This is a genomic window from Mycolicibacter sp. MU0083 (assembly GCF_963378075.1).
In the GTDB taxonomy this organism is placed as follows: domain Bacteria; phylum Actinomycetota; class Actinomycetes; order Mycobacteriales; family Mycobacteriaceae; genus Mycobacterium; species Mycobacterium kokjensenii.
Genome location: NZ_OY726394.1, coordinates 871,032 through 895,925, shown reverse-complemented (window position 1 = coordinate 895,925; position 24,894 = coordinate 871,032). Strand labels below are relative to the sequence as shown.

The following is a 24,894-nucleotide window of genomic DNA, read 5'->3' as shown; positions in this document are numbered from 1 at the left end:
GCTACGAGCACGTTCAACTCGGCGCCCGCGCGCGGGTTAGGGCTGCGCCGGCCCAGACGAGGCGGCGCCGCCCTGCGACTGCTGACCGCCCGTCGAGCCCTGTCCCGGACCCGAAGCGCTCTGGCTTCCGGTCGACGACGTACTCCCCGTTGCACCCGTGCTCCCCGTCGCACCCGTGCCACCGGTCTGGGGCGAACCGAAGCTGGGGAAGCCGGTCGGCGGGGTCGGCGGGCCCTGCGGCGCCGACGGGGCCGGGTTGGCGCCCGTGTTGAACCCGCTGACGCCGGTGGTCTGATGCGCGCCGGTGTTGTACCCGCCCGTGGCCGTGTTCTGCTGCCCGCCGAAGCCCCCGCCGGCCGGCCCGGACGGGTAGCCGCCGTAGGCCGGATAGCCGGACGACTGCTGGGGTCCGGGCTGACCCGGCTGGCCCTGGGGCCCGTAGTTCTGTTGCCCCTGATGGCCGGGCTGGCCGTAGTAGTTGCCGCCGGGCGGCAGCCCGTACTGGCCGTAGGGGTCGTACTTGGGACGCGGCGCGGGTGCGGTCACCACGCCCGCCTCCAGCAGCAGTGCCCCGACTGCCGCGACGGCCTGCAGCACGCTGAACGTCAGGATCAGCCACTGCCACAGCTCGGCGCCGGTGGAGGCGACACTGGAAATGGCCGTCAACGCACCCAGCGAGGCGATCACCGCGACGACCGCGGTGTGGGTCTTCGCCTTGGGCAGCAGGCTCACCCCGGCCAGCAGCGCGGCCAGCACGGCCAACGGAACCATCAGCCGACCGCCCGGCGGGACGAGCGGGAAGTCCACCGCGCTGATGTTCGTGATCAGCCCGAAGTTCGCCAGGTACACACCCAGCCCCAACGCCAGCACCGCGATCCGGAGATAGAACGGCAGCTTGCTCTCGGCCTCGGCGGTCTTGGCGAACGACGGGGTCGACGGCCCGTAGGAGCCTGACGGCGGGTTCGGCTGGAAGCCGGGACTCCCGGACGAGTAGGTCATGAGCTCTCCTGTGCTTGTGGGCAGGGTGCTTCGAGCAGGTACGGCGCGGTTCGACCATCCACGCTAGCGCACGCGTAGCGGTCGTCGCTGGGTCAACACCGAGCGATAGCGGCCCCCGGTTGTTGCCCGTCGAACAAGAACACGTTCTAATCACCGATATGGATTACGGGCTTGTGCTGTTCACCAGTGACCGTGGAATCGACCCGGCGGCCGCCGCGAAACTCGCCGACGACCACGGCTTCACCACCTTCTATGTGCCGGAGCACACGCATATCCCGGTGAAGCGGCAGGCCGCGCATCCGACCACCGGCGACGAATCGCTGCCCGACGACCGCTACATGCGCACCCTGGACCCGTGGGTGAGTCTGGGCGCCGCCTGCGCGGTGACCTCACGGGTGCGGTTGTCCACCGCGGTGGCACTGCCGGTCGAACACGATCCGATCACGCTGGCGAAATCGATCGCCACGCTGGACCACCTGTCCGGCGGACGGGTCAGCCTGGGAGTCGGATTCGGTTGGAACACCGACGAATTGGCCGACCACGGTGTGCCCGCGGGACGGCGCCGCACCATGCTTCGCGAGTACCTGGAGGCGATGCGGGCGCTGTGGACGCAGGAGGAGGCGTCCTACGAGGGCGAGTTCGTGAACTTCGGCCCGAGCTGGGCTTGGCCCAAGCCGGTGCAGGCCCACGTACCGGTGCTGGTCGGTGCGGCCGGCACCGAGAAGAACTTCAAGTGGATCGCGCGCAGCGCCGACGGCTGGATCACCACACCGCGCGACTTCGACATCGATGCGCCGGTGAAGTTGCTGCAGGACACCTGGGCGGCCGCCGGCCGGGACGGCGCGCCGCAGATCGTGGCGCTGGACTTCAAGCCCGACGCCGACAAGCTCGCCCACTGGGCCGAGATCGGCGTCACCGAGACGCTCTTCGGGCTCCCGGACCGTTCCGAGGCCGAGGTGGCCGCCTACGTGGAGCGCCTCGCCGCCAAGCTGGGCCTGAGCTCCTAGCGCCGCCCGCTTTCCTCGCGAGCGTGCGTGTCTGCACGCAGACACGCCGCTTTCGCCGGCATTCTGCGCACGCTCACGACGGGCAGCAGGCTCAGCGCACCGTGCAGCGGTTGCCGTAGTCGAACGCGCGCACCGTCACCGACGCACCCAGCGGGTCGCCGTCGGAGAGCAACGCCACCAGGTCTTCGTCCTCGGTGGTGGCCAGGAACCGGGTGCCGTCGGCGTCGAGTCGGCCGATGATGATCCCGGTCGGGGTCTTCCAGTCGTGCCGCACGCTGTAGGTCTCGACGGTGGCCGGCCCCTCGGCGCTCTCCGTGACCGGGACGGCCTGCGCGGCGGCGTCGGCGCGCGCCTGCAACTCGGCGCTGCGGTCGGCCTGCCACGGCACCGGGGTGGTCGCGTACACCCCGGCCGCGTACTTGCTCTGCATGCCGCCGTTGGCGCCGACGAACGCGAACTTCCCCGGGGCGCTGCGGGCGAAGGCGACGGCCTCGGCGATCGCATGCATCGAATAGTTGTTGCCGGCACCGCCGAAGAACGGCAGCCCGCCGGTCAACGTCAGGCCGCGCGGGTCGTCGGCGGCCAGCCCGAAGGCGTCACAGATGTTGAACACCGGCACCGCGAAGCAGCTGTAGAGGTCCATCGCCGCGACGTCGCCGAAGCCGATTCCGGCCATCTCGAGGGCCTCGGCGGTGGCCGCCACCGCGGCCGGGTAGGCACCCAGGTCGGGGCGCTCCAGCAGTCGCTGCTCACGCAGGTCGGCGTGGCCGTGCAGGAACACCCAGCGGTCTTCCGGCACGCCCAACCGTTGGGCGGCCGCCACCGACATCACCAGCGCCGCGGCACCCTGGTTGACCTGGTCGCGGGCCACCAGCAGGCGCGGGTAGGGGTCGCAGATCATCCGGTTGCTGGCGTTGACCGTGGTCAGCTCGTCGACCGACCGCTCCACCGGCGAAGCCGAGAACGGGTTCTTGGCGGCGATCTTGGACATCGGGGCGAACAGTTCGGCCATGGACTGCAGGTAGTCGGCCTTGCTCATCCCCAGCCCGGCCCGGCGGGCGTTCTCCAGCAGGGCGTACTGCACCGGCGCTCCGGTCAGCCCGTGGATGACGGTGTAGCGCTCGACGAAGTCCTCCAGCCCGTAGCCGCGGTCCTCGAGTTGCCCGTCGACGGTCTCGTTGAAGTCCGGCTTGGTCTCGGACTTGGCGAAGTGCCGCAGTGTGGAGGTGGCATCCGATCCGCACAGCAGCACCACGTCGGCGGCGCCGGCCACGATCTCGCCGGCGAATTCGGTGAGCAGCTTCTGCGGTCCCTGGCCGCCCACCTTGTCCAGTACGGCCCGGGCCGGGTCGGCACCGATCAGCCGTGCCACCGAACGCGGGAAGTTGTTCGACTTGCCCAGCGGCGCAGGGGCTTTGGGAATGGAGATCTCGAACGCCCGGGTGGCCACGATCGCGTCGATGGCGGACGCGACCTGCTCGGTGTCGGCCCCGCAGTCCGCCAGGGCCGCCTGCGCGGCCGCCGCTGCCAGCTGCACCGGCGACATCGCGCGGTAATCGGCGTCGTCGATGCGTTCGGCCGACTGGCCGACGCCGACGACGACGGGGGTACGCGGGTCGATCATGGGGTCACCTCACCACAAAAGCCGACCGTGCCGTTTCGTTCCCCCGCAAGCGGGAGGTGCCCCCAGCAACGCGCGGATGGCGGCGTACGAAACGGCACGGTCGGTGCTGATTGTTACTTACAGGCTCTCGAGGATCTGGCGAGCCAGCGCCGCGGTGGCCGACGGGGTCTTGCCCACCTTCACACCGGCGGCCTCCAGGGCCTCCTGCTTGGCGGCCGCGGTGCCCGACGAGCCCGACACGATGGCGCCGGCGTGGCCCATGGTCTTGCCCTCCGGCGCGGTGAACCCGGCCACGTAGCCGACGACCGGCTTGGTGACGTTGGCCTTGATGTAGTCGGCGGCCCGCTCCTCGGCGTCGCCACCGATCTCACCGATCATCACGATGACCTTGGTCTCGGGGTCCTTCTCGAACGCCTCGATGGCGTCGATGTGGGTGGTGCCGATCACCGGGTCACCACCGATGCCGATCGCGGTGGAGAAGCCGAAGTCCCGCAGCTCGTACATCATCTGGTAGGTCAGCGTGCCGGACTTCGAGACCAGGCCGATCGGGCCGGTGCCGGAGATGTTGGCCGGGGTGATCCCGACCAGGCACTCGCCGGGGGTGATGATGCCCGGGCAGTTCGGCCCGATGATGCGGGTCTTCTGTCCCTTGTCCACGTTGTAGGCCCACGCGTACGCGCTGTCCTGCACCGGGATGCCCTCGGTGATGACGACCAGCAGCGGGATCTCGGCGTCGATGGCCTCGATCATCGCGTCCTTGGAGAAGGCCGGCGGCACGAAGGCGATCGACACGTCGGCGCCGGTCTTCTCCATGGCCTCGGCGACGCTGCCGAACACCGGCAGTTCCACGTCGGCGCCGCTCGCGTCCTTGTGCGACACGGTGGTGCCGGCCTTACGGGCGTTGACACCGCCGACGATCTGGGTGCCGGCGGCCAGCATGCGCGCGGTGTGCTTGGTGGCCTCGGCTCCGGTGATGCCCTGGACGATGACCTTGCTGTCCTTGTTGACGAAGATCGACATTGGATTACGCGTCCTTTCCAGCGTTGGCCAGCTCCGCGGCCTTGTCGGCGGCCTCGTCCATGGTTGCGACGACGGTCACCAGCGGGTGGTTGGCCTTGGCCAGGATCGCCCGGCCCTCATCGACGTTGTTTCCGTCGAGGCGCACCACGAGCGGCTTGGTTGCGGCGTCGCCGAGGATCTCCAGCGCCGACACGATGCCGTTGGCGACCGCGTCACACGCGGTGATGCCGCCGAACACGTTGACGAACACGCTCTTGACCTGCGAGTCACCCAGGATGACGTCCAGGCCGGCGGCCATCACCTCGGCGGAGGCACCGCCACCGATGTCGAGGAAGTTGGCCGGCTTCACGCCGCCATGCTTCTCACCCGCGTAGGCGGTGACGTCCAGGGTCGACATGACCAGGCCGGCGCCGTTGCCGATGATGCCGACCTCGCCGTCGAGCTTGACGTAGTTCAGGTCGTGCTGCTTGGCCTTGATCTCCAGCGGGTCGGTGGCGTCGAGGTCGGCGAACTCGGCGTGCCCGGCCTGACGGAACTCGGCGTTGCCGTCCAGGGTGACCTTGCCGTCCAGCGCCAGGATCTGGTCGTCGGGGGTGCGCACCAGGGGGTTGACCTCGACCAGGGTGGCGTCTTCGGCGATGAAGACCTCCCACAGCTTCGCGATGGTCACGGCCGCGGCGTCGAGCACCTCGGCGGGCAGGTGGCCCTGCTCGGCGATCGAGCGGGCGAACGCCAGGTCGACACCCTTGACGGCGTCGACGGGCACCTTGGCCAACCGCTCCGGCTTGGTGGCGGCGACCTCTTCGATCTCCATACCGCCCTCGACCGAGCACATGGCCAGGTAGGTGCGGTTGGAACGGTCGAGCAGGAAGGAGATGTAGTACTCCTCGGCGATGTCGCTCGCCTCGGCCACCAGCAGCTTCTTGACGACGTGGCCCTTGATGTCCAGACCGAGGATGTTCTGCGCGTGGGTGAACGCGTCGTCGGCGGTGGCGGCGTACTTCACCCCGCCGGCCTTGCCGCGGCCGCCGACCTTGACCTGCGCCTTGACCATGACCGGACGACCGATCTCGGTGGCGATGGCCTTGGCGTCCTCAGCCGAGGTGGTTACCCGGCCGGGGGTGGTGGGCACGTTGTGCTTGGCGAACAGCTCCTTCGCCTGATACTCGAAAAGATCCATGGGCTCACTGTCTTATTACGTGTCGCCGGCGGGGCCGGCCTGTCGGATTGTGTAGAGATGTAGCTCCCGAGGCACTGTATCGAGCCTGCGGCGGGGTTCCCTCCTCACGTACCACTGCTGTGGCACATCTCACCGCCGGGAAAACGTGATTAGCTTCACATTAGTGATCGGATTCGACCGATGGCTTGCCAGGCCGCGGGGGGAGTGGTTACCGTCACCAGGTCTAGGTCTTTATAACGTTCTGATCACGACCAGAGGAATTTCCAGGCTGATGCAGCACGGTGCACCGATGCGTCCGGTTCCAAGCGGGGTTCGCCCGCGCCGCCGGAACGAGGCCGCGGTCGGCGCGCGCCGGTCTTCGGTTCCCAGCTCCGCCGAGGTCACCGACATCATCGCGTTCAGCGAGTTCGACCGCTTCGACGACGCCACCGACGTGCTGTCGGCGCCCGAACTCGACGACCTGACCGACACCGACAACATGCCGGTGCTGCGCCTGGCCTATCCGCGCGGCGGCTACCCGGACGACCGGCACCCCGACCGTTCGGTGTCCCCGGTGCCCGCGCGGGGCGGGAAGCACCGCAGCCAGCCCACCAGCGCCGTCAAGAGCCGCGTGATGATCGCCGCCATGGCAGCCGGTGCGGCCGCCGCGGCCGCCCACGCCGCCACCCACCCCTCCGACGACGCCGTCTCGCGGCCCGCCGTACTGGCGGCCAGCAAGACGACCCTGAACGACGGCACCACCACCACCTCCAGCCACGGCCTGCAGATGATCACGGTCAAGGCGGCCGCCAACACCGTCGTGCACAACGAGGAGTTGGCCAAGGGCATGGCGTTCGCCCAGGAGCGCGCCGAGCGCGAAGCCCGACTGCAGCGCCCGCTGTTCGTCGCACCGACCCGGGGCGCGTTCACCTCGGGCTTCGGTTACCGCTGGGGCGTGCTGCACGCCGGTGTCGACATCGCCAACTCGATCGGTACCCCGATCCTGGCGGCCTCCGACGGCGTGGTCATCGAATCGGGCCCCAGCGCCGGTTACGGCATGCTGGTCAAGCTGCGGCACTCCGACGGCACCGTCACCCTCTACGGCCACATCAACCGGTCGCTGGTCAGCGTCGGTGAGCGCGTGATGGCCGGCGACCAGATCGCCGAGATGGGCAACCGCGGCTACTCCACCGGCCCGCACCTGCATTTCGAGGTGCTGCAGAACGGCACGAACCGGATCGACCCGACGTCGTGGCTGGCCAACCGCGGCATCAGCTTCTCCTGACCCGCAGCGGGCCTAATCTGGAACGGTGAGCGATCGCCACCCTCCACCCACCGGCGCGACGCCGTCCGGTCGACAATCCTTTGAGCCTGCCGGGCGCATCATCCGGCGCGCACCGACCGGCGCCATGCCGATCGTCACCGGCGCACCGCGGACACCGCCGCCCTTCGCACCCGCCGCGGCTCCCCCGCCGGGCAGCGACCAATCGGCCGGTGCGGCGATCGGCGCCTGCGTCCTGGCCCTGGTGGGCTGCTGGGCCACCTCGGTGGTCTCCACTGACCTGATCGCCAGCTGGTGGCATACCGACCGCCTGTTCTGCGTCGCGGTGGCCTTCTTGAGCCTGGTCTTCGCGATGACGACGGTGTGCGGGGTGATCATGCTGCTGCTGCGGCGTCCGCTCGGCCGGTATCTGGTCGCGGTCGGCGCGGTGGTCGCACTGCTGACCTTCGGCAGTCTGTTTCTGGCCGGTGCCCGGGTGCCCTCGATCGTGCACGTCATCCCGGTCATCCACGTCGTGACCGTCGTGGCGGCGCTGCACCCGGCCACCCGGCGCTGGCTGCTCGGACGCTAAAGCTTGGTCACCGGCGCGTGGTTGTGCATCAGTTTGACCCGCCCGGAACTGCCGAAGTCGATCAGCGACATCGCCGACTCCCCCACCCCGGACACCTCTTCGACCCGGCCCAGGCCGTACTTGTCGTGGGTCACCCGGTCCCCCGCCGCCAACACCAGCAGCGGCCGGTTGCTCGCCCGGCTCGGCGCCGGGCGCGGGCTGCCGAACTGGCCGGCACCGCTGACCGGGGCGCTCGGCGCCGGGGCGGCCTCGGTGCGCCGCCAATCGATGAGCTGTTGCGGGATCTCCCGCAGGAACCGTGATTCGGGGTTCAGCATGGGCTGCCCCCACGAGGAACGCACCTTGGCCCGGCTCAGGTAGAGCCGTTGCCGTGCCCGGGTCAGGCCGACGTAGGCCAGCCGGCGTTCCTCGGACAGCTCGCGGGCATCGCCCAGCGAGCGCATGTGCGGGAACATCCCGTCTTCCCAGCCGGTCACGAACACCACCGGGAACTCCAGCCCCTTGGCGGTGTGCAGGGTCATCAGGGTGACCATGCCCGCTTCGTGTTCGGGGATCTCGTCGGAGTCCGCGACCAGCGACACCCGCTCCAGAAACGCCGCCAGCACCCCGGCGTCGGGCACCTCGTCGTCGTCGTCGGCGGTGCCGTCGGAGTCGGCGAGCATGTTGGCCCGGTCGATGCTGAATTCGTGTGCGACGCTGACCAGTTCGTTGATGTTGTCCAGCCGGGCCAGATCCTGCGGATCGGTGGAGGCTTCCAGCTCCGCTCGGTAACCGGTCCGATCCAGCACCATCTCGACCAGGCTGCCGAGATCGTCGTCGCAGGAGTGCAGGTGCGCGCGCAGTTCGTCGAGCAGTGCGACGAAGGCGGCGATCGCGTTCTGCGCACGGGTGTTGAGCATCGGCACGCCGCCCTCGGCGGCCGCCGCCAGTGCCGCGGCGAAACCCTGACCGGTGTTCTCGGCGTGCACCGACACGCACGCCTCGGCACGGTCCCCGATCCCGCGGCGCGGGGTGTTGAGGATGCGCCGCAGACTGACCGCATCGCCCGGGTTGTCCAGCACCCGCAGGTAGGCGACGATGTCGCGGATCTCTTTGCGTTCGTAGAACCGCACGCCGCCGACGACCTTGTACGGGATGCCGCTGCGGATGAAGACCTCTTCCAGTGCCCGCGACGCGTTGTTGGTGCGGTAGAACACCGCGACCTCGCCGTAGTTGACGGTGCCGGCGTCGGTCAGGGCGTCGATCTCCTGGGCCACGAACCGGGCCTCGTCGTGTTCGTTGTCGGCGACGTAGCCGACGATCAGCTCGCCGTCACCGGCGTCGGTCCACAATCGCTTCTCCCGGCGGCCGGCGTTGCAGGCGATCAGCGCGTTGGCGGCCGACAGGATGTTCTGGGTGGAGCGGTAGTTCTGCTCCAGCAGGATGGTGGTGGCGTCGGGGTAGTCGCGTTCGAAGTCCTCGATGTTGCGGATGGTGGCGCCGCGGAACGCATAGATCGACTGGTCGGCGTCGCCCACCACGCACAGTTCGGCCGGCGGCAGGTCCGGGTCGCCGTGCCCACCCGCGGAGCTGTGGCCGGCCAACTCCCGCACCAGCATGTACTGGGCATGGTTGGTGTCCTGGTACTCGTCGACGAGGATGTGCCGGAACCGGCGCCGGTAGTGCGCGGCGATCTCGGGGAAGGCCTGCAGGATCGCCACCGTCTCGCCGATCAGGTCGTCGAAGTCCAGCGCGTTGGCCGAACGCAGCCGGCGCTGGTATTCGACGTAGACCGCCGCCACCACCCGGCTCAGGTCGTCGGAGTCCTCGGTGAGGTCGGCCAGCGCCCGGTCGGGGTCGATGAGTTCGTTCTTCAGGTTGGAGATCGCGGTGGCCAGCAGCCTCGGCGAATGCCGTTTGACGTCCAGGCCCATATCGCGGCCGATCATCAACAGCAGTCGCCGCGAATCGTCGGCGTCGTAGATGGAGAAGTTGGAGTTCAGCCCGGGCACCGCCGAGGCCTGGTTGCGCAGGATCCGTACGCAGGTGGAGTGGAAGGTCGACACCCACATCACCCGCGCCCGGGGACCGACGAGACCGGTCACCCGCTCACGCATCTCGGCGGCGGCCTTGTTGGTGAAGGTGATCGCCAGCACCTGGCCCACCCCGACGTCGCGGGCGGCCAACAGATAGGCGATGCGCCGGGTGAGTACCGCGGTCTTGCCCGACCCGGCGCCCGCCACGATCAGCAGTGGAGAGCCCTCGTGCAGTACGGCGCGGCGCTGCTGCGGGTTGAGCCCGTCGAGAAGGTGATCGGTGTGTGGACTGGCGTACAGGGTCATCCGCCACTCCTCCTCATCGCTGCGCTCTGCATCGTCGTCGGCGGGTCATAACGCTCCCCAACGTACCGCCGCCCCACGACAGTCTTTGCGCTGGCACGGCCGTTAGTGGCAGACTTCGGTTCGTGCTCGACATGCAGCGTCGATTTTTTTACGGGTACCGGTCAGCGGTGCCCGTGGTTTAGCTGCAACGCCTGAGCCCCGCGGTCCGCTTCACCGACCCGGGGCTCGTCTGTTGGGTGAGGCCGGGTCGACAGATGAAGTCAACGGGACCAGAATCCACCGACAGCAAGAACCTGGAGTCCTAACCATGACTGCCCAATCCGAACAGCTGCCCGAGATCGATCGGCTGCGCCACGAGATCGACCGCCTCGACGCCGAGATTCTGGCCGCGGTGAAGCGCCGCACCGAGGTGGCCCAGGAGATCGGCAAGGCCCGGATGGCCTCCGGCGGTACCCGCCTGGTGCACAGCCGCGAGATGAAGGTGATCGAGCGGTACAGCGAACTCGGCGAGGACGGCAAGGACCTGGCCATGCTGCTGCTTCGGCTGGGCCGCGGCCGGCTCGGTCACTGAGCAGCGATCACCGCTGCGCCGTACCCCGGCCGCTAATGTCGGGGTATGAGCTCCGTGACGCAGATCTCCGACATCTCCGCCACCCCGGCCTGGGACGCGCTGCGCAAGCATCATCGACAGATCGGTGAGACCCACCTGCGCCGACTGTTCGCCGACGATCCCGAACGCGGCACCGCGTTCACCGTGACCGTCGGCGACCTCTACATCGACTACAGCAAGCACCGCGTCACCGCCGAGACCATCCGACTGTTGGTCGATCTGGCCCGGACGGCCGCACTCGAAGACCGGCGCGACGCGATGTTCGCCGGCGCGCACATCAACACCTCGGAGGACCGGGCGGTGCTGCACACCGCACTGCGCCTGCCCCGCGACGCCCAGTTGCACGTCGACGGCCGCGACGTCGTCGCCGATGTGCACGCGGTGCTGGACGCGATGGGCGATTTCACCGACCGACTGCGCAGCGGCGCGTGGACGGGCGCCACCGGGGAACGCATCCGGACCGTCGTCAACATCGGGATCGGCGGCTCGGATCTGGGCCCGGTCATGGTGGACCACGCTTTGCGGCACTACGCCGACGCCGGCGTCTCGGCGCGGTTCGTCTCCAATGTCGACCCCGCCGATCTGACCGCGAAGCTGGCCGACCTGGATCCGGCCACCACCCTTTTCATCGTGGCCTCCAAGACGTTCTCGACACTGGAGACGCTCACCAACGCCACCGCGGCACGCCGCTGGCTCACCGGTGCCCTGGGCGACGACGCGGTCTCGAAGCACTTCGTGGCGGTGTCCACCAATGCGCGACTGGTCGAGGAGTTCGGCATCGACACCGCGAACATGTTCGGGTTCTGGGATTGGGTCGGCGGACGGTACTCGGTGGATTCGGCGATCGGGCTGTCGGTGATGGCGGTGATCGGCCGGGAACGCTTCGCGGAGTTCCTGTCCGGGTTCCGTATCGTCGACGAGCACTTCCGCAGCGCACCGCTGGAGGCCAACGCGCCGGCACTGCTCGGCCTGATCGGACTGTGGTACGCGAACTTCTTCGGCGCCCAGTCCCGCGCCGTGCTGCCCTACTCCAACGACCTGGATCGCTTTGCGGCGTACCTGCAGCAGCTCACCATGGAGTCCAACGGCAAGTCGACCCGCGTGGACGGCAGTCCGGTGCGCACCGATACCGGTGAAATCTATTGGGGTGAGCCCGGAACGAACGGCCAGCACGCCTTCTACCAGTTGCTGCACCAGGGCACCCGGTTGATCCCGGCCGATTTCATCGGCTTCGCCGAGCCGCTCGACGACCTCGCCACCGCCGACGGTGTCGGCAGCATGCACGACCTGCTGATGAGCAACTTCCTGGCCCAGACCCAGGTCCTGGCGTTCGGCAGAACCGCCGAGGAGATCGCCGCCGAGGGCACCCCCGCCGATGTCGTGCCGCACAAGGTCATGCCCGGCAACCGCCCCACCACCTCCATCCTGGCCACCCGGCTCACCCCGTCGGTGCTGGGGCAGTTGATCGCGCTCTACGAGCACCAGGTGTTCACCGCGGGTGTGGTGTGGGGCATCGACTCCTTCGACCAGTGGGGCGTGGAGCTGGGCAAGACGCAGGCCAAGGCGTTGCTGCCGGTGCTCACCGACGACGCTCCCCCGGCCGCACAGACCGACAGTTCCACCGATGCGCTGGTGCGCCGCTACCGGACGCAACGGGGCCGACCGGTCTGATCCCGGGTTGGGCGATTTCGCCTCACCGTGAGTCTTTCGGCCCGGCGCGCCGCGGCACCGGTCCCGACGGCGGTCCGGCCGGCCGGCGCGCAGTGGCATCACGATATCGGATCGATCATCGATTACGTTCGGCCCCAATGTATTTCGCCTATCAGCGAAAGCCTCCCGCCGGCATCCTGAGCCCGGGGAATCGTGGCTTTCACGCCCCGACCAGCTATCCGCGCCGCCGATCCGTCCGGCTCCGGGCACCCCGGGCCGGTATCCGGTCGCGCTTAGGCTACCGCCATGCAGCTGCCATCCCGTGTCGGTCGAAGTGCCACAACGGCACTCGTCCGCGTCCGTTGCGCCGGCGGGCGCGGGACCGGTTTCGCGGTGCACTGTCGTCGCTGACTTCCCACCACCGGCACGCCTGCCGGTAGTCACCACGGGTGCCCGGCACCCGCCGTCTCGGGCATTGGAAGGTCAGCCATGCGTTCTACTCTCGGATTCCGCCGGTGACGGTCACGTCCCCGTACCCGACGATCCGGGTCGGCGTGACCGCACTCTGGCTCTCGCTGATCGTGCTGCTGCCACTGCTCGCGATCGCCTGGCAGGCCGGCGGACGGGGTTGGCAGGGCTTCCGGTCGGCGGTCACGACCCATGCGGCGCTGGAATCCTTCCGGGTGACGCTGACGATTTCGGTACTCGTCACCGCGCTCGACGTGGTGTTCGGTCTGGCGACCGCCTGGGTGTTGGTGCGTGATGAATTCCCGGGGAAGGGCGTGATCGACGCGTTGATCGACCTGCCCTTCGCGCTGCCCACGATCGTCACCAGCCTGGTGATGCTGGCCCTGTACGGCAACTCCAGTCCGGTCGGCATTCATCTGCAGCACACGCCCCCGGGGGTGGCGATGGCCCTGGCCTTCGTCACGCTTCCGCTGGTGGTCCGCGCCGTGCAGCCGGTGCTGCTGGAAGTCGATCGTGACGCCGAGGAGGCCGCCGCGTCGCTGGGCGCCACCCGACTGACGACGTTCGCCATGGTCGTGCTGCCGGCTCTGCGGCCGGCGTTGCTGACCGGTGCCGGGCTTGCGTTTTCGCGCTGCGTCGCCGAGTTCGGTTCGGTGGTGACGATCGGGGGTGCGGTACCGGGCCGCACCGAGGTGTCCTCGCAATGGATCCGCTCGTTGATCGAGAACGACGACCACACCAGTGCTGCTGCGATATCGATTGTGCTGCTGGCCATCTCGTTTGCCGTGTTGGCCGTGCTGCGCACCGTGGGCGGGCGGGCCGCCAAGCGGGAGGAGGACGCCGCATGACGGGGTGGCCGGGGAAGCGCCACGCCCTGCGGTTGGCGGTCCTGACCTATCTCGGCGTGATGTTGATCGCGCCGGTGTCGGTGATTCTGTACCGGACTTTCGCACCCGGGCTGGACCAGTTCTGGTCCTGGGTGAGCACGCCCGCCGCGGTCTCGGCGGTGAAACTGTCCCTGCTGCTGGTCGTCATCGTGGTGCCGCTCAACGCACTGTTCGGCGTGTCGACCTCTATCCTGCTGGTGCGCAACAGGTTCTGGGGCAGATCAGCACTCCAGTCCATCCTCGACCTGCCGTTCGCGGTGTCCCCCATCATCGTCGGTGTCGCGTTGATCGCACTGTGGGGGTCGTCGGGCGCGCTGGGTTTCGTCGAGAACAGTCTCGGATTCCGGATCATCTTCGGGCTGCCCGGGATGGTGCTGGCGAGCATCTTTGTGACGCTGCCGTTCGTCGTGCGCGAGGTCCAGCCGGTCCTGCTGGAGGTCGGGATCGAGCAGGAGCAGGCCGCCGCGACCCTGGGCTCCAACGCGTGGCAGACCCTGTGGCGGGTCACGCTGCCGTCGATCCGCTGGGCTCTGACCTACGGCGTCGTGCTGACCACCGCACGCACCCTCGGCGAGTTCGGCGCGGTCATCATGGTGTCGTCGAACCTGCCCGGGCAGTCCCAGACCCTGACGTTGCTGGTCAACGACCGGTATCAGCGCGGGGCAGAGTACGGCGCCTACGCCGTCGCGACGCTTCTGATGGGTGTCGCCGCGGCGTTCCTGATCGCCAAGGCGGGGCTACTGGTCTACCGCAGGAGGGCCGACGCCCTGGACTGGATCAGGGAATCGATGCGCTGATCCCCGCCGGCGGGCAGGTCAGGCGAACCGTCTGGTGAACCGCGGCGGCATCCGGCGCAGCAACCACACCAGCGGAGCCCAGGGCCACCGCGGAACCACGGCGTGACCGGTTTCGCGCTCGATCGCCCGCACCAGGGCCTTGACCCCGGATTCGTTGTCCACCATCAGCAGCGTCGACTCCGATTTCGCCGTCATCTCCGATTCGATGTACCCCGGCTCGAGCACCGTGACCCGGATCGGTCCGCGCGGGTATTCCGCGCGCAGGGACTCCCCCAGCGAGGACACCCCAGCTTTGCTGGCGGCATAGGCGGCCTTGACGCCGGGGAGCCCCTTGTTGCCGAGCACCGAGGAGACCAACACCAGGTGCCCACCGCCGCCGGCCTTGAACATCTCCAGTGCGGTCTCGATCTGCACCAGTGCCGCAACCAGGTTGGTTTCGATGGTGGCCTTGTTGGCCCACAGTTTGCCGGATCCCAGCGGCGCGCCCTTGCCGATGCCCGCGTTGACGATCACCCGGTCGAGCCCGCCGAGTTCTGCGGCGAACCGACCGAAGACTTCCGGAACGGCGTCATGATCGTTCACATCGAGTGCCGCGACGGCGACCTTGATACCCGGATAGCGGGCCGTCAACTCGGCCTTCAGGTCATCGAGCCGGTCAGTTCTCCGAGCGCACAGCGCCAAATCGCGTCCCTGCGCAGCGAATACGCGGGCCATGCCTGCACCCAGGCCGGAACTGGCGCCGGTTATGAGGATCTTCTGACGGGTCACCACGGCAGCTTAGCCGTGGGCCGCTACTTGAGCAGCTTGGACATCCTCCGGTCGGCCAGCACCTTACCGCCGGTCTGACATGTGGGGCAGTACTGAAATGACTTATCGGCAAACGATATCTCGCGAACGGTGTCCGAACACACCGGGCAGGGCAAACCGGCGCGGGCATGCACCCGCAGCCCGGAACGCTTCTCGCCCTTCAACGTGGCGGCTTGCTGGCCCACCGACCGGTCCACCGCGTCGCCGAGAACCCTGCCCATGGCGTCGTGCAGCCCCACCAGCTGCACATGCGTCAACCTGGCGGCGGTGGCGAAGGGGGAAATCTTTGCGGTATGCAGAATTTCGTCACTGTAGGCGTTGCCGATCCCCGCGATCACCTTCTGGTCGGTGATGACGTTCTTGATCCGGCCGGTGTTACCGGCAAACAGCCGCACCAGATCGTCGGCGCCGACCGCAAGCGCGTCGGGCCCCAATCCGGCGATACCGGGCACCTTCGCCGGATCGTCGACCAGCCACACCGCCAAGCGCTTCTGGGTGCCGGCCTCGGTCAGATCGAAGCCCGGCGCCTGCCCGGGTGTGCCGAGGTGCACCCGCAGCGCGATCGGACCCTTACCCGGCCGCAGCGGGGCCGGCGCCAGCCGGTCCGACCAGCGCAACCACCCCGCCCGCGACAGGTGCGCGATCAGGTACAGCCCACCGGCCTGTACACCCAGATACTTGCCCCAGCGATGCGCACCCGTCACGGCCCGGCCGTGCAACTCCGCCACCGGCGGGTCGAAGGTCTTGAGCACCGACAGGGCCGCAACGTCGATACGCCCGATGGTGGCGCCTACCGCGCGCCGACGCAGATGGTCGGCGAGCGCTTCGACTTCGGGCAACTCCGGCATGCGCCCGAGTCTGCCCGCTTATCGGGCGATGCGCCCGGCGTCGCGCAATACCAGCGACAGCACCCAGCCCACCAGCGACAACACGATCGCGCCCCAGACCGCCGTCCACCAGAACTGGTCGATGTGCAGGCCCCAGTGGGTGGTGTTGTCGGTGATCCAGGCGGTGATCCACAGCATCAGCGCGTTGACCACGATGTGGAACAGTCCGAGGGTCAGGATGTACAGCGGGATCGACAGCAGTTGCACCACGGGTTTGACGAACGCATTGACCAAACCGAAGATCAGCGCGACCACAAAGATGATTCCGGCCCGCTGCACCGTGGTCTCGCCGCCGACGAACGTGATCCCCGGAACGATCTTGGTGACGATCCACAGCGCCAATCCGGTGAGGGCGGCGCGCAGCAGGAAGGCGGTCATGGGCAGATCGTGCCACGCCGGCCCGGTATGCGAAGGCGTTTGACGCCTTCGCTACCGGTTGCGTGCGTAGTCGCCACTGCCGCTAGCCGTTGGCACCCGGGGTACCGTCGCCCCAGCCTTCGCCTCCGTCTTGGCCGCGGCTACCGTCGGTTCCGGCGCCATCGCTGCCGTCACCTCCGCGACCACCGTGTCCGTCCCCATTGGCGCCTTCGAGCCCGCCGGCGCCGCCGTGGCCACCGTAGCCGCCGGCACCGTACTCTTCCGCGGTACTGCTGGTGCCGTTTCCGCCGTTTCCGCCGTCGCCGCCATCGCCACCGATGGCTCCGTCGTCGTAACTGTGACCGCCGCCGTACCCGCCGTCGCCGCCACGACCGCCACTGGCGCTTGTCGATGATCCGCTGGCGGTGCCGTTGCCGCCGTCGCCGCCATGTCCGCCGTCGCCGCCGCGGCCTCCGATGGCTACGCCCGGGTCAGTTACGCCGATTCCGCCGCGGCCACCGTGGCCACCGTAGCCGCCGTCGCCACCTGTCGCGGTGCCCAGACCGCTGCTGCTGCTGTACACGCCGTTACCGCCGTTTCCACCGGCACCGCCGTCGCCGCCGACACTGTGGAGCCCGACCCCATAGCCACCTTGGCCGCCGTTCCCGCCGTAGCCGCCCATACCGCCGTACCACCCGAGCGCGCCGTAGCGTAGCCCGCTGCCCTCGCCGCCGTCGCCGCCGTCGCCGCCGACACCGCCGACACCGCCAACCCGGCCGGCGCCACCACCGCCCCCGCCGCCACCACCACCGCCGAACTCGCCACCACCGCCGTTGCCACCGACGCCACCGGCGATGCCAGCCCCGCTGAGGCCGCCGTCGCCACCACTCCCACCGCCATTGCCGTAGCCACCGCGACCGCCCCAGCCGCCTTCCTCGGTCTGGAGGTAGCCAGCTCCGCCGTTGCCGCCATCGCCGCCATCGCCACCGCGGCCGCCGGTGCTATCGCCGCCGAAACCACCATTGCCGCCCCGTCCCGCCAAGAAGTGGAGGCTGTTACCGCCGTCGCCGCCGTCACCGCCGTTACCGCCGCCGCCACCTCCGAAACCACCGTTTCCGCCGTCGCCGGCCCAGCCACCAACGGAGCCACCACTATCGAACAACCCGACGCTGTTGCCGCCGTTGCCACCTTCACCACCATTTCCGCCGACGCCGTTGCCGCTCCATACCAGGACCCCCGACGCGCTGGTGGCGCCGCCCCCGAGACCGCCATTGCCGCCGTCACCACCACGACCCGCGCTGACGGTTTCGCTACCGTCGGCGCCGTTGCCGCCGCGGCCCCCATCACCGCCGCGGCCGGTGTCCCCGCCACCCTGACCGCCGTTACCGCCGTTACCCCCGTGGGTGCCGGGTGCAGCGGCCGCAGCGTCGTAGCCGTCACCGCCGTCACCGCCGCGGCCCGCGCCGCCACTGCCCGCACCGTCGCTACCGGTAGCACCGGCAACCGAGCCGGCACCGCCGGCACCGCCGACACCCGCCGCACCCCCGGAGCCGCCGCGGCCACCGTTGCCGCCGTGGATGTTGTCCGCGGTGCCATCGGCACCACGTCCACCGTTGCCGCCGCCACCGTCTCCACCGTTGCCGCCGTCTCCACCGGCGCCACGTGCGCCAGCCGTTCCGACGCTGTTCTTCAACGCGCCCGCCGCACCACCGTCTCCACCGCGGCCACCGTTGCCACCGGCACCACCGACACCGCCGTCCTCACCATTGCCGACGCCGTTGCCCCAGTCGTTGATCCAGTCGCCGGCGCGACCGTCCTGGCCGCCGCCACCGGTACCACCCGCACCGCCGTGCCCCCCGGCGCCACCCACGCCGGCGTTACCTCCCTGGGCGCCGCTGGCACCACCGGCACCACCGACCCCACCGTTGCCGCCGTTGGCGAGCGCGCCGGTCGCACCGTCGAGTCCGTCGCCACCGTCGCCGCCTGCGCCACCGGTTCCGCCGTCGCCGACCCCCAGGGCCGCACCGCCTGCGCCGCCGGCAGCACCATCACTGGCGGCGTGATCGGCGGTGGCACTCAGGCCGTCACCCCCGGCGCCGCCGACACCACCGTCGCCGAAGAGCCAACCGCCGGACCCACCGGCACCGCCGGCAGTCGCGGCGTGGAAAACGCCGTCCTGATCGATGTAGGCGTCAGCCCCGGCGCCGCCCGCGCCGCCGATACCGAACAGCCCGGCAGCCCCGCCGGCCATACCCGCCGCCCCCGCAGCGCCGTCACCGAAGATGACCCCACCATCGCCCAGATCGCCGCCGACCAGCCAGCCCAGCCATGACGTATTCGGCTCGTCGGCGCCTGCAACACCGTTGCCGATCAACGTGCGCCCGAACACGTCAACCCACAGTTGGTTGAGGGACTCGAGATCGTCGGCGTTGCTCGGGTCGGTGATGTTGGCCTGCAGACCCTCGTAGAGGATCGTGGCGAACGCCGCGTAGTTGACGTCCCAGGCAGTGTCGGGATCGAACCAGGACCCCGGATCCAGCACATCGGCGACGAACGCCGAATCGGCTAGGTCGTCGACGAAATCGAAGTCCCAGTCTGCTTGGGCGGCAGGCATCGCCACCGGAGTAAGCCCCAGCGCAAGGAACGCCGCCACTGCACTCGTGGATCCCGCAGCCCGATTCAGACGATTCAGACGCCCGGGACGTCGCCCACGCCATGTAGCACGATTCATCGCCGCTTCCCTTCACTCGCCGGACCCGCGCACGGATACATCCGACTGTTTCCTGTGCGTGCGCTGAGGAAACGGTAATCAACGTGTTATGTCACCGGATACAGGGAAATCCCTGGTATTCCTCTCGAAGACCCCTGTTCCCGAACGCGGGACACCCCGCCGATTCCACTCCATCAGCAGCCGCCACGAGCTTCCTCAGATGTTCACGCGGAAGAGAGAACGGCGGACAGAGCGGCCCGCGAACGGATACCTAGCTTCCGGTACACACTGCTAAGGGTCGTCTCCACCGTCTTGACCGCGACAAACAACTCCGCGGCAATCTGCTTGTTCGACAAACCCGCCGCGGCATATTCGGCGATCCGGCGCTCGGCAGCGGTGAGCTCGGCGCCTAAGACCGTCGCCGCCATCCGGTCCAGCTCGGCGCGCGCCCGCTGCTCCCACAACGGCACACCTAACCGCTCGAAGGTCTCCAGCGCCGCGCCCACTGTGGCTCGCGCGGTCTGCATACGGCGGCGACGGCGCTGCACTTGACCCCGCAACAACTGGGTGCGCGCCGTTTCGAACGGCATCGGCAATCGCTGGTGATGGATCAGCGCGACCAGAGCGGCCTGCTCAGCTGCCGCCAGATCACCCTGTGCGGCCAGCAGATGGCAACGACCTCGCGCACCCATCGCCAGCATCCATGGACGATCGTGCCGGGTGCCGTTGGACTCCAACGCGGCGATCAACGGCTCAGCCTCTTCGAATCGCCCCAGCGCGGTCAGCGCCTCCACGGCGTCGGGAAGGAACGCACCCGTGATGATCTCGGCGTGGTGGTCGGGTTCAAAGACAGCCCGCAATGGCTCGAGTGCAGACAATGCGGCCGCATAGTTTCCCAAAGACACTTCCAGAAAACCCACAGCCGTCGCCGCGGCAACGCTCTGGTGCACTCCGCCGGTGACTTCCGTAGCCGCAAGGATCGCTTGTGCGGCATCGCGGGTCAGCGCTTCGTCGCCGAGGTACGCGGCGATCGCAGCCTGGGTGCCCCAAGCCTGAACCAGCAGTGTTTGGCCACCCAACTGCTCGGCACGCTGTGTACAGTCCGCGGCGATCTCCGCGGCAGCCGAGTAGTTCCCCAGCCACATCTCGATCATTGCGGCGATATCGGCGGCCCAGAGGATATCGATCTCGGTTCCCTGCGCCTGCAGATCCGCGGATACCACCTGCAGCTGTTCGCGTGCCACCAGCAAGTCGCCACTCCAAGCCCGCAGCACCGGCACTGCGGCACTGGCCCGCAGACGGGCGGTCGCGGGGTGGTCGAGATCCTCCAGATCCAGCGCCAACTTGAGGGACGGCCAGTCCACGCCCAGGCCGAACATGGTGCTCACCACTACTTTTATCGTCAACGCCTGGCTGCGCAGTGCGGGCACGGCGAGCCGCTCGGACTGTGCCGCGGCGATCTCCGCCAGTTCGACGGATCGCTTCATATCGCCGGTCAGACCCGGCAACGGCGTGAGCAGCAGCCGGGCGCGCAACTGCAGAACCGGGTTGTCGGCGGACTCGGCCACGGCCTCGGTCAACAGATCGGCGGCGGTCGTCAAATTCCCGTCGAAGGCGATGACCCCGGCGAGCGAGATCAATGCGATGCACCGCACCGTGCTCGGGCCTCGCAGGCACACCAGGGCCGATTCCAGATGGTCACGGGCCGCCGCAATCTCACCGGCTCGAAAACGATGCTCCGCAGCCCGTATCCGGCGAAGCGGAGTGTCGCCGCCCAGTTCGATGGCCAACTCCATGAGTTCGGCGGCCACCGTCGGGGCGCCCCGGGACTGGGTGGTGACAGCGGCAGCATCGAGTGCGTCGAGCATGTCTGGATCAGCAGTGGTGGCAGCCAGCGCCAGATGCCGTGCGATGAGCTCGGGTCCCTCGACGATATCCGCCAGTCGACGGTGCATGGCCCGCCGCGCCGATGGCGAAGCGGCACCATAGACGCCTGCGGCGAACAGCGGATGACAGAACCGGATTCGGCCGCCGTCGATCTCTACCACACCGTTGCCTTCACTACGTTCGAGCAATTCGACGACGCGGTCCGGGCTGATTGCGGTGGCGAGGCTGATGGCCTGCACCGTTGGCGAGGCGATACTGGCCGCGGCCAGCAGCACGGCACCGGATTCTTCGTCCAGTTGCCCGATCCGCTCCTGAACCAGAACAGCGAGGCTGGCGGGGAGTTCGGCGGCAGTCCTGCCTGGTTGTTCGGCCACGGACCGGGCCAGCTCCAGCGCGAAGAACGGATTGCCTCCTGATATCTCGTGAATCCGGATAATCGCAGGCCGCGGCAGCGTCTGCTCCAGCCCCAGCGAGATCAAGGAATGCAGACCGCCGACAGACAACGGGGGGACGTGCAGTCGGGCCAAGGAGTCGGGGCGGGCCGGATTCAGCCAGTCCAACTCTCCGCTTTCACCGGAGTCCTTGCGCACTGCCAGCACCAGACCGACGCGTCCGGCGAGCCGACGTTGAGCGAACCCGATCACCATCTGACTCGATGTGTCCAGCCACTGAGCGTCATCGATGCACAGCAACAAAGGAGCAACCGAACACAGCCGGCGGATCACCGCGAGGAATGCGGTGGCAACCATGCGCTCGTCGCTGTCCGAACCGTCCTGTCCATCGGACAGAATCCGATTCAGTGCGGCAGCCTGTGCCGTCGGCAATTCGCGCCATATCGCAGCATCGACCGAAGCCAACAAGTCGGCCACCGCGGCATAGGCACAGCGCGCTTCGCTCTGCGGCCCGGCGGCCGAGAGCACCTGAAATCCCCGCGCCGCCGCGGCCTCGGCCGTCGCCCACAGCAAGGTGGATTTGCCGATGCCTGCCTCCCCGTCCATCAACAACGACACCGGTTCCAAGGCAGCACGGTCCAGAAACTCGTCCAACACCGCGAATTCTGCGGATCGCGCTACCAGGGCTGAACGCGGCATCATGGCCGAGCCCCGATCTCATCGGGATTGAGCGCGGCGAACAGCCCGGCCCGTGAGCGGATACCGAGTTTGCGGTAAACCTTGCTCAGGGTCGACTCCACAGTCTTGAGAGCGATGAACAACTCCACTGCAATCTGCTTGTTGGGCATTCCCTCCGCCGCCCGTTCGGCAATCCGCAGCTCGGCAGCGGTCAGTCCGGCGGCCGGGCCGACGCTAGTCATCCGATCGAGTTCAGCGCGGGCGCGCTTGGCCCACAACGGAGAACCGAGCGTCTCAAATGTAGTCAGCGCCTCCCCCAGGGTGGCCTGCGCAGCCGTTCTACGCCGGCGGCGCCGCTGTACCTGGCCCAGCAGCAATCGCGTACGCGCCGTCTCGAACGGCATCGGCAGACGTCGATGGTGAATCAATGCCGCCAGTGCAGCCTCCTCGGCCGCCTCGAGGTTGCCTTGAGCGGCTAGCCAGTGACCGCGCCCGCGTGCACCTACTGCCAACATCCACGGTCGATCCAGTCGAGACCCGCTGGACTCCACCGCGGCGATCAATCGCTCTGCTTCATCGAGGCGCCCCAACGCCGTCAATGCCTCCATCGCATCGGGCAGAAAGCCACCGGCGACGATCTCACATTCGTGCTCGGGATCGAAGGACATCAACAACGGCGCGAGTACATCCAGCGCTGCCGCGTAGTCGCCGAGCGACACCTCAAGGAAGCCGAGAATCGCCGTTGCCAACTTCGTGTGCATCACGTTTCCACCGGCACTAGACTTTTCGATGACTACTCCCGCAACTGCGCGGGCCGACTCAACAGATCCGATGTAGGCGGCCACCTCCGCCTGCCGGTACCATGCACACACCAGCGCCAGGTCGGCGCCCAACTGCTCGGCACGCTGCACCGCCTCATCGGCGATGGTCTTAGCTTGCGCGTAGTGACCGGACCAGAGTTCCAGTGTTGCAACGTGATCGGTGATCCACAGAATGTCGGTCTCGGTCGCATCGGCAAGGAGCTGCCTGTGTACGGTTTGAAGTGGGCCCTGAGCTTGTTCGATCTCCCCGGACCAGAATCGAATCACCGGCTCGAAGGCGCTCGCCCGGTATAGCGCGGCGGGCGCTTCGGACCGATCCTCCAGTTCCAATGCCGTTTGCAGGCCGTCGGAATCGCCCCCGAGCCCATGACAGAACCGAACCAAGGACCGAATCGTCAATGCTTGGCTGCGCAATCCGGCTGCACCGAGCTGCTCGGCTTGCGCCACCGCGACATCGGCGAGGCGAACTGCCTCCGACAGGTCACCGAGCACCCTCATCAGCGGAATCAGCAGCAACCGAGCCTGCAGCTGCAACACCGGATTGTCGACGGATTGATCGATGGCCTCCGACAGTAATTCGGCGGCGCCCACCAGGCTCATGTCGTAGCCGCAGATAGCACCCAGACCGATCAATGCCGCACAGCGCAGTTCTTTCGGAGACGACGACCCGTCCGCGATCGATTGCAGGTGGCCTCGGGCCAGCTCGATAGATCCGGAACGAAAATGATTCTCGGCAGCCGACATCCGCCGGTGCGGAGTATCGCCACCCAAACCGATCGCGAGTTCGAGCAACTCGGCAGCGACTGCCGGGGCACCTCTCAGTTGCGTAACTACGGCCGCGTCATCGAGCGCGCGCAATACCTCCGGCCCTGCACTGGTATCGGCCAGCGCCAGGTGCCGAGCGGTCAGCTCCGCCTCGTGGACAGTCTCAGCGAGGCGCCGGTGCATCCGGCGGCGATCCGACGGTCGAGTCAAGCTGTAAACCCCGGTGGCAAACAGCGGATGATTGAACCGGATGCGCCCGCGGTCGAGCTTGACCACCGCACTCGCCTGCTCCGATTCCACAAGTTCGACAACACGGTCAGGGCTCATTCCAGTAACGACACTCACCCGTTCGACGCTCGGCAGGGTAGCGCAGGCTGCAGCCAACAGGACGGCGCTGACCTCGTCGTCACAGCCACGGAGGTGATGACTTACCAAGGACGCGAGGGCATTCGGAAGGCCGGTGACGTATCGACCGGGAATCCCGTCGATATGTCGCGCCATTTCGAGGGCGAAAAACGGATTACCGCCCGAAATTTCGTGAATCCGGGCGATCGACGGCCGGGGCAACGTATACCCCAGTCTCGTCGAGATCAGCGTGTGCACCCCACCCAACGTCAACGGGGCGATCCGGAGGCGCTCTATCGATTCCGATCGCAGCGGGTTCTGCCCAGCCGGGTCGACCGTGCCTACAGCGCCAGTGCGAGCGGTGAGCAACATGCCGACCCGGCCCACCAGTCGTCGCTCGATGTAGTCGACCACCATCCGGCTGGACATATCCAGCCACTGGGCGTCATCGATGCACAGCAAGACCGGTGCAGCCGAACTCATCCGGTGCGTCACCGCTAGGAATGCGATGGCCACCATGCGCTCATCACTGCCCGGACCTTCACCGCCACCGAGTTGGACTCGTTCCAACACAGCCCGCTGTTCCGGGGGCAGCTGGGCCAGGACATCGGTATCGACCCCGCCGAGCAAATCGGCAACCGCCGCATAGGCATAACGCACCTCGGTCGGCGCTCCCACCGCCGACAGCACATGGAATCCACGTTCGTCCGCTGTCTCGGCAGCCTCCCAGAGCAGTGTCGACTTGCCAATGCCAGCCTCGCCCTCGACCAGCAACGACGCTGGTTCCGACTCCGCGCGCTTGAGAAACGCACGCAACGCGGCTGATTCAGCTGCTCGTGCGACCACCCGG

18 protein-coding genes are annotated in these 24,894 nt (G+C 68.2%); 7 read left to right on the top strand and 11 right to left on the bottom strand.

The window, feature by feature from the left end; translation table 11 throughout:
• Positions 1-36 precede the first annotated feature (36 nt).
• The gene (locus tag RCP38_RS04225) at positions 37-999 is read right to left on the bottom strand and encodes a DUF5336 domain-containing protein (RefSeq protein ID WP_308475760.1); all 963 of its coding nucleotides are present in this window, start codon (positions 997-999) and stop codon (positions 37-39) included.
• A gap of 158 nt (positions 1,000-1,157) precedes the next feature.
• Between RCP38_RS04225 and RCP38_RS04220 the strand changes: the two genes are divergently transcribed.
• Entirely contained in the window at positions 1,158-2,006 is an 849-nt protein-coding gene (locus RCP38_RS04220; protein WP_308475759.1) for an LLM class F420-dependent oxidoreductase, read from the top strand.
• Between the two features lie 91 nt (positions 2,007-2,097).
• On the opposite strand, the gene RCP38_RS04215 is transcribed toward RCP38_RS04220, so the two are convergent.
• The 3 genes from RCP38_RS04215 to sucC form a co-directional block, all read right to left on the bottom strand.
• Positions 2,098-3,630, bottom strand: a complete 1,533-nt coding sequence (locus RCP38_RS04215) for an acetyl-CoA acetyltransferase (RefSeq protein ID WP_308475758.1) — start codon at positions 3,628-3,630, stop codon at positions 2,098-2,100.
• 117 nt (positions 3,631-3,747) lie between these two features.
• Positions 3,748-4,650, bottom strand: a complete 903-nt coding sequence (gene sucD, locus RCP38_RS04210; RefSeq protein WP_308475757.1) for a succinate--CoA ligase subunit alpha — start codon at positions 4,648-4,650, stop codon at positions 3,748-3,750.
• A 4-nt stretch (positions 4,651-4,654) separates the two neighbouring features.
• The gene (gene sucC, locus RCP38_RS04205; protein WP_308475756.1) at positions 4,655-5,830 is read right to left on the bottom strand and encodes an ADP-forming succinate--CoA ligase subunit beta; all 1,176 of its coding nucleotides are present in this window, start codon (positions 5,828-5,830) and stop codon (positions 4,655-4,657) included.
• A gap of 289 nt (positions 5,831-6,119) precedes the next feature.
• Here sucC and RCP38_RS04200 point away from each other — a divergent pair, with 289 nt between their 5' ends.
• The gene (locus RCP38_RS04200) at positions 6,120-7,094 is read left to right on the top strand and encodes a M23 family metallopeptidase (RefSeq protein ID WP_308475755.1); all 975 of its coding nucleotides are present in this window, start codon (positions 6,120-6,122) and stop codon (positions 7,092-7,094) included.
• A gap of 25 nt (positions 7,095-7,119) precedes the next feature.
• The gene (locus RCP38_RS04195) at positions 7,120-7,662 is read left to right on the top strand and encodes a hypothetical protein (RefSeq protein WP_308475754.1); all 543 of its coding nucleotides are present in this window, start codon (positions 7,120-7,122) and stop codon (positions 7,660-7,662) included.
• Here the strand turns inward: RCP38_RS04195 and pcrA are convergent.
• Positions 7,659-9,983 carry a DNA helicase PcrA gene (gene pcrA / locus RCP38_RS04190; protein ID WP_308475753.1) on the bottom strand — a complete coding sequence of 775 codons (2,325 nt, stop codon included), beginning with the start codon at positions 9,981-9,983 and terminating at the stop codon, positions 7,659-7,661. The genes RCP38_RS04195 and pcrA overlap by 4 nt on opposite strands.
• A gap of 307 nt (positions 9,984-10,290) precedes the next feature.
• Between pcrA and RCP38_RS04185 the strand changes: the two genes are divergently transcribed.
• From RCP38_RS04185 to RCP38_RS04170, 4 genes are all read left to right on the top strand, one after another.
• Entirely contained in the window at positions 10,291-10,554 is a 264-nt protein-coding gene (locus RCP38_RS04185) for a chorismate mutase (protein ID WP_308475752.1), read from the top strand.
• A 45-nt stretch (positions 10,555-10,599) separates the two neighbouring features.
• A complete protein-coding gene (gene pgi, locus RCP38_RS04180) occupies positions 10,600-12,264 on the top strand; it encodes a glucose-6-phosphate isomerase (protein ID WP_308475751.1) in 1,665 nt (554 codons plus the stop codon).
• A gap of 485 nt (positions 12,265-12,749) precedes the next feature.
• Positions 12,750-13,559, top strand: coding sequence for a sulfate ABC transporter permease subunit CysT (cysT, locus tag RCP38_RS04175; RefSeq protein ID WP_373692495.1), 810 nt, complete (start codon positions 12,750-12,752; stop codon positions 13,557-13,559).
• Positions 13,556-14,395, top strand: coding sequence for a sulfate ABC transporter permease (locus RCP38_RS04170; RefSeq protein WP_308475749.1), 840 nt, complete (start codon positions 13,556-13,558; stop codon positions 14,393-14,395). The genes cysT and RCP38_RS04170 overlap by 4 nt, the downstream gene beginning before the upstream one ends.
• An 18-nt stretch (positions 14,396-14,413) precedes the next feature.
• On the opposite strand, the gene RCP38_RS04165 is transcribed toward RCP38_RS04170, so the two are convergent.
• The 6 genes from RCP38_RS04165 to RCP38_RS04140 form a co-directional block, all read right to left on the bottom strand.
• Positions 14,414-15,163 (bottom strand): SDR family oxidoreductase, encoded by a 750-nt coding sequence (locus tag RCP38_RS04165; RefSeq protein ID WP_308475748.1) that lies wholly within the window; start codon positions 15,161-15,163, stop codon positions 14,414-14,416.
• 23 nt (positions 15,164-15,186) lie between these two features.
• Complete coding sequence (locus tag RCP38_RS04160; protein WP_308475747.1) at positions 15,187-16,050, bottom strand: Fpg/Nei family DNA glycosylase; 864 nt, start codon at positions 16,048-16,050, stop codon at positions 15,187-15,189.
• 18 nt (positions 16,051-16,068) lie between these two features.
• Complete coding sequence (locus RCP38_RS04155; protein ID WP_308475746.1) at positions 16,069-16,467, bottom strand: phage holin family protein; 399 nt, start codon at positions 16,465-16,467, stop codon at positions 16,069-16,071.
• Positions 16,468-16,549: 82 nt separating this feature from the next.
• Entirely contained in the window at positions 16,550-19,060 is a 2,511-nt protein-coding gene (locus RCP38_RS04150; RefSeq protein ID WP_308475745.1) for a PE family protein, read from the bottom strand.
• Positions 19,061-19,380: 320 nt separating this feature from the next.
• Positions 19,381-22,134, bottom strand: coding sequence for an AAA family ATPase (locus RCP38_RS04145; RefSeq protein ID WP_308477052.1), 2,754 nt, complete (start codon positions 22,132-22,134; stop codon positions 19,381-19,383).
• Positions 22,134-24,890 carry a helix-turn-helix transcriptional regulator gene (locus RCP38_RS04140; RefSeq protein WP_308475744.1) on the bottom strand — a complete coding sequence of 919 codons (2,757 nt, stop codon included), beginning with the start codon at positions 24,888-24,890 and terminating at the stop codon, positions 22,134-22,136. The genes RCP38_RS04145 and RCP38_RS04140 overlap by 1 nt, the downstream gene beginning before the upstream one ends.
• Positions 24,891-24,894 lie beyond the last annotated feature (4 nt).

Excerpts from the sequence above, each read along its gene's own strand:
- sucD (WP_308475757.1), bottom strand. The coding sequence starts at position 4,650 with ATGTCGATCTTCGTCAACAAGGACAGCAAGGTCATCGTCCAGGGCATC.
- RCP38_RS04215 (WP_308475758.1), bottom strand. The coding sequence starts at position 3,630 with ATGATCGACCCGCGTACCCCCGTCGTCGTCGGCGTCGGCCAGTCGGCC.
- RCP38_RS04155 (WP_308475746.1), bottom strand. The coding sequence starts at position 16,467 with ATGACCGCCTTCCTGCTGCGCGCCGCCCTCACCGGATTGGCGCTGTGG.
- RCP38_RS04225 (WP_308475760.1), bottom strand. The coding sequence starts at position 999 with ATGACCTACTCGTCCGGGAGTCCCGGCTTCCAGCCGAACCCGCCGTCA.
- sucC (WP_308475756.1), bottom strand. The coding sequence starts at position 5,830 with ATGGATCTTTTCGAGTATCAGGCGAAGGAGCTGTTCGCCAAGCACAAC.
- RCP38_RS04220 (WP_308475759.1), top strand. The coding sequence starts at position 1,158 with ATGGATTACGGGCTTGTGCTGTTCACCAGTGACCGTGGAATCGACCCG.
- RCP38_RS04145 (WP_308477052.1), bottom strand. The coding sequence starts at position 22,134 with ATGCCGCGTTCAGCCCTGGTAGCGCGATCCGCAGAATTCGCGGTGTTG.
- pgi (WP_308475751.1), top strand. The coding sequence starts at position 10,600 with ATGAGCTCCGTGACGCAGATCTCCGACATCTCCGCCACCCCGGCCTGG.
- RCP38_RS04185 (WP_308475752.1), top strand. The coding sequence starts at position 10,291 with ATGACTGCCCAATCCGAACAGCTGCCCGAGATCGATCGGCTGCGCCAC.
- RCP38_RS04150 (WP_308475745.1), bottom strand. The coding sequence starts at position 19,060 with ATGCCTGCCGCCCAAGCAGACTGGGACTTCGATTTCGTCGACGACCTA.
- RCP38_RS04160 (WP_308475747.1), bottom strand. The coding sequence starts at position 16,050 with ATGCCGGAGTTGCCCGAAGTCGAAGCGCTCGCCGACCATCTGCGTCGG.
- RCP38_RS04170 (WP_308475749.1), top strand. The coding sequence starts at position 13,556 with ATGACGGGGTGGCCGGGGAAGCGCCACGCCCTGCGGTTGGCGGTCCTG.
- RCP38_RS04200 (WP_308475755.1), top strand. The coding sequence starts at position 6,120 with ATGCGTCCGGTTCCAAGCGGGGTTCGCCCGCGCCGCCGGAACGAGGCC.
- pcrA (WP_308475753.1), bottom strand. The coding sequence starts at position 9,983 with ATGACCCTGTACGCCAGTCCACACACCGATCACCTTCTCGACGGGCTC.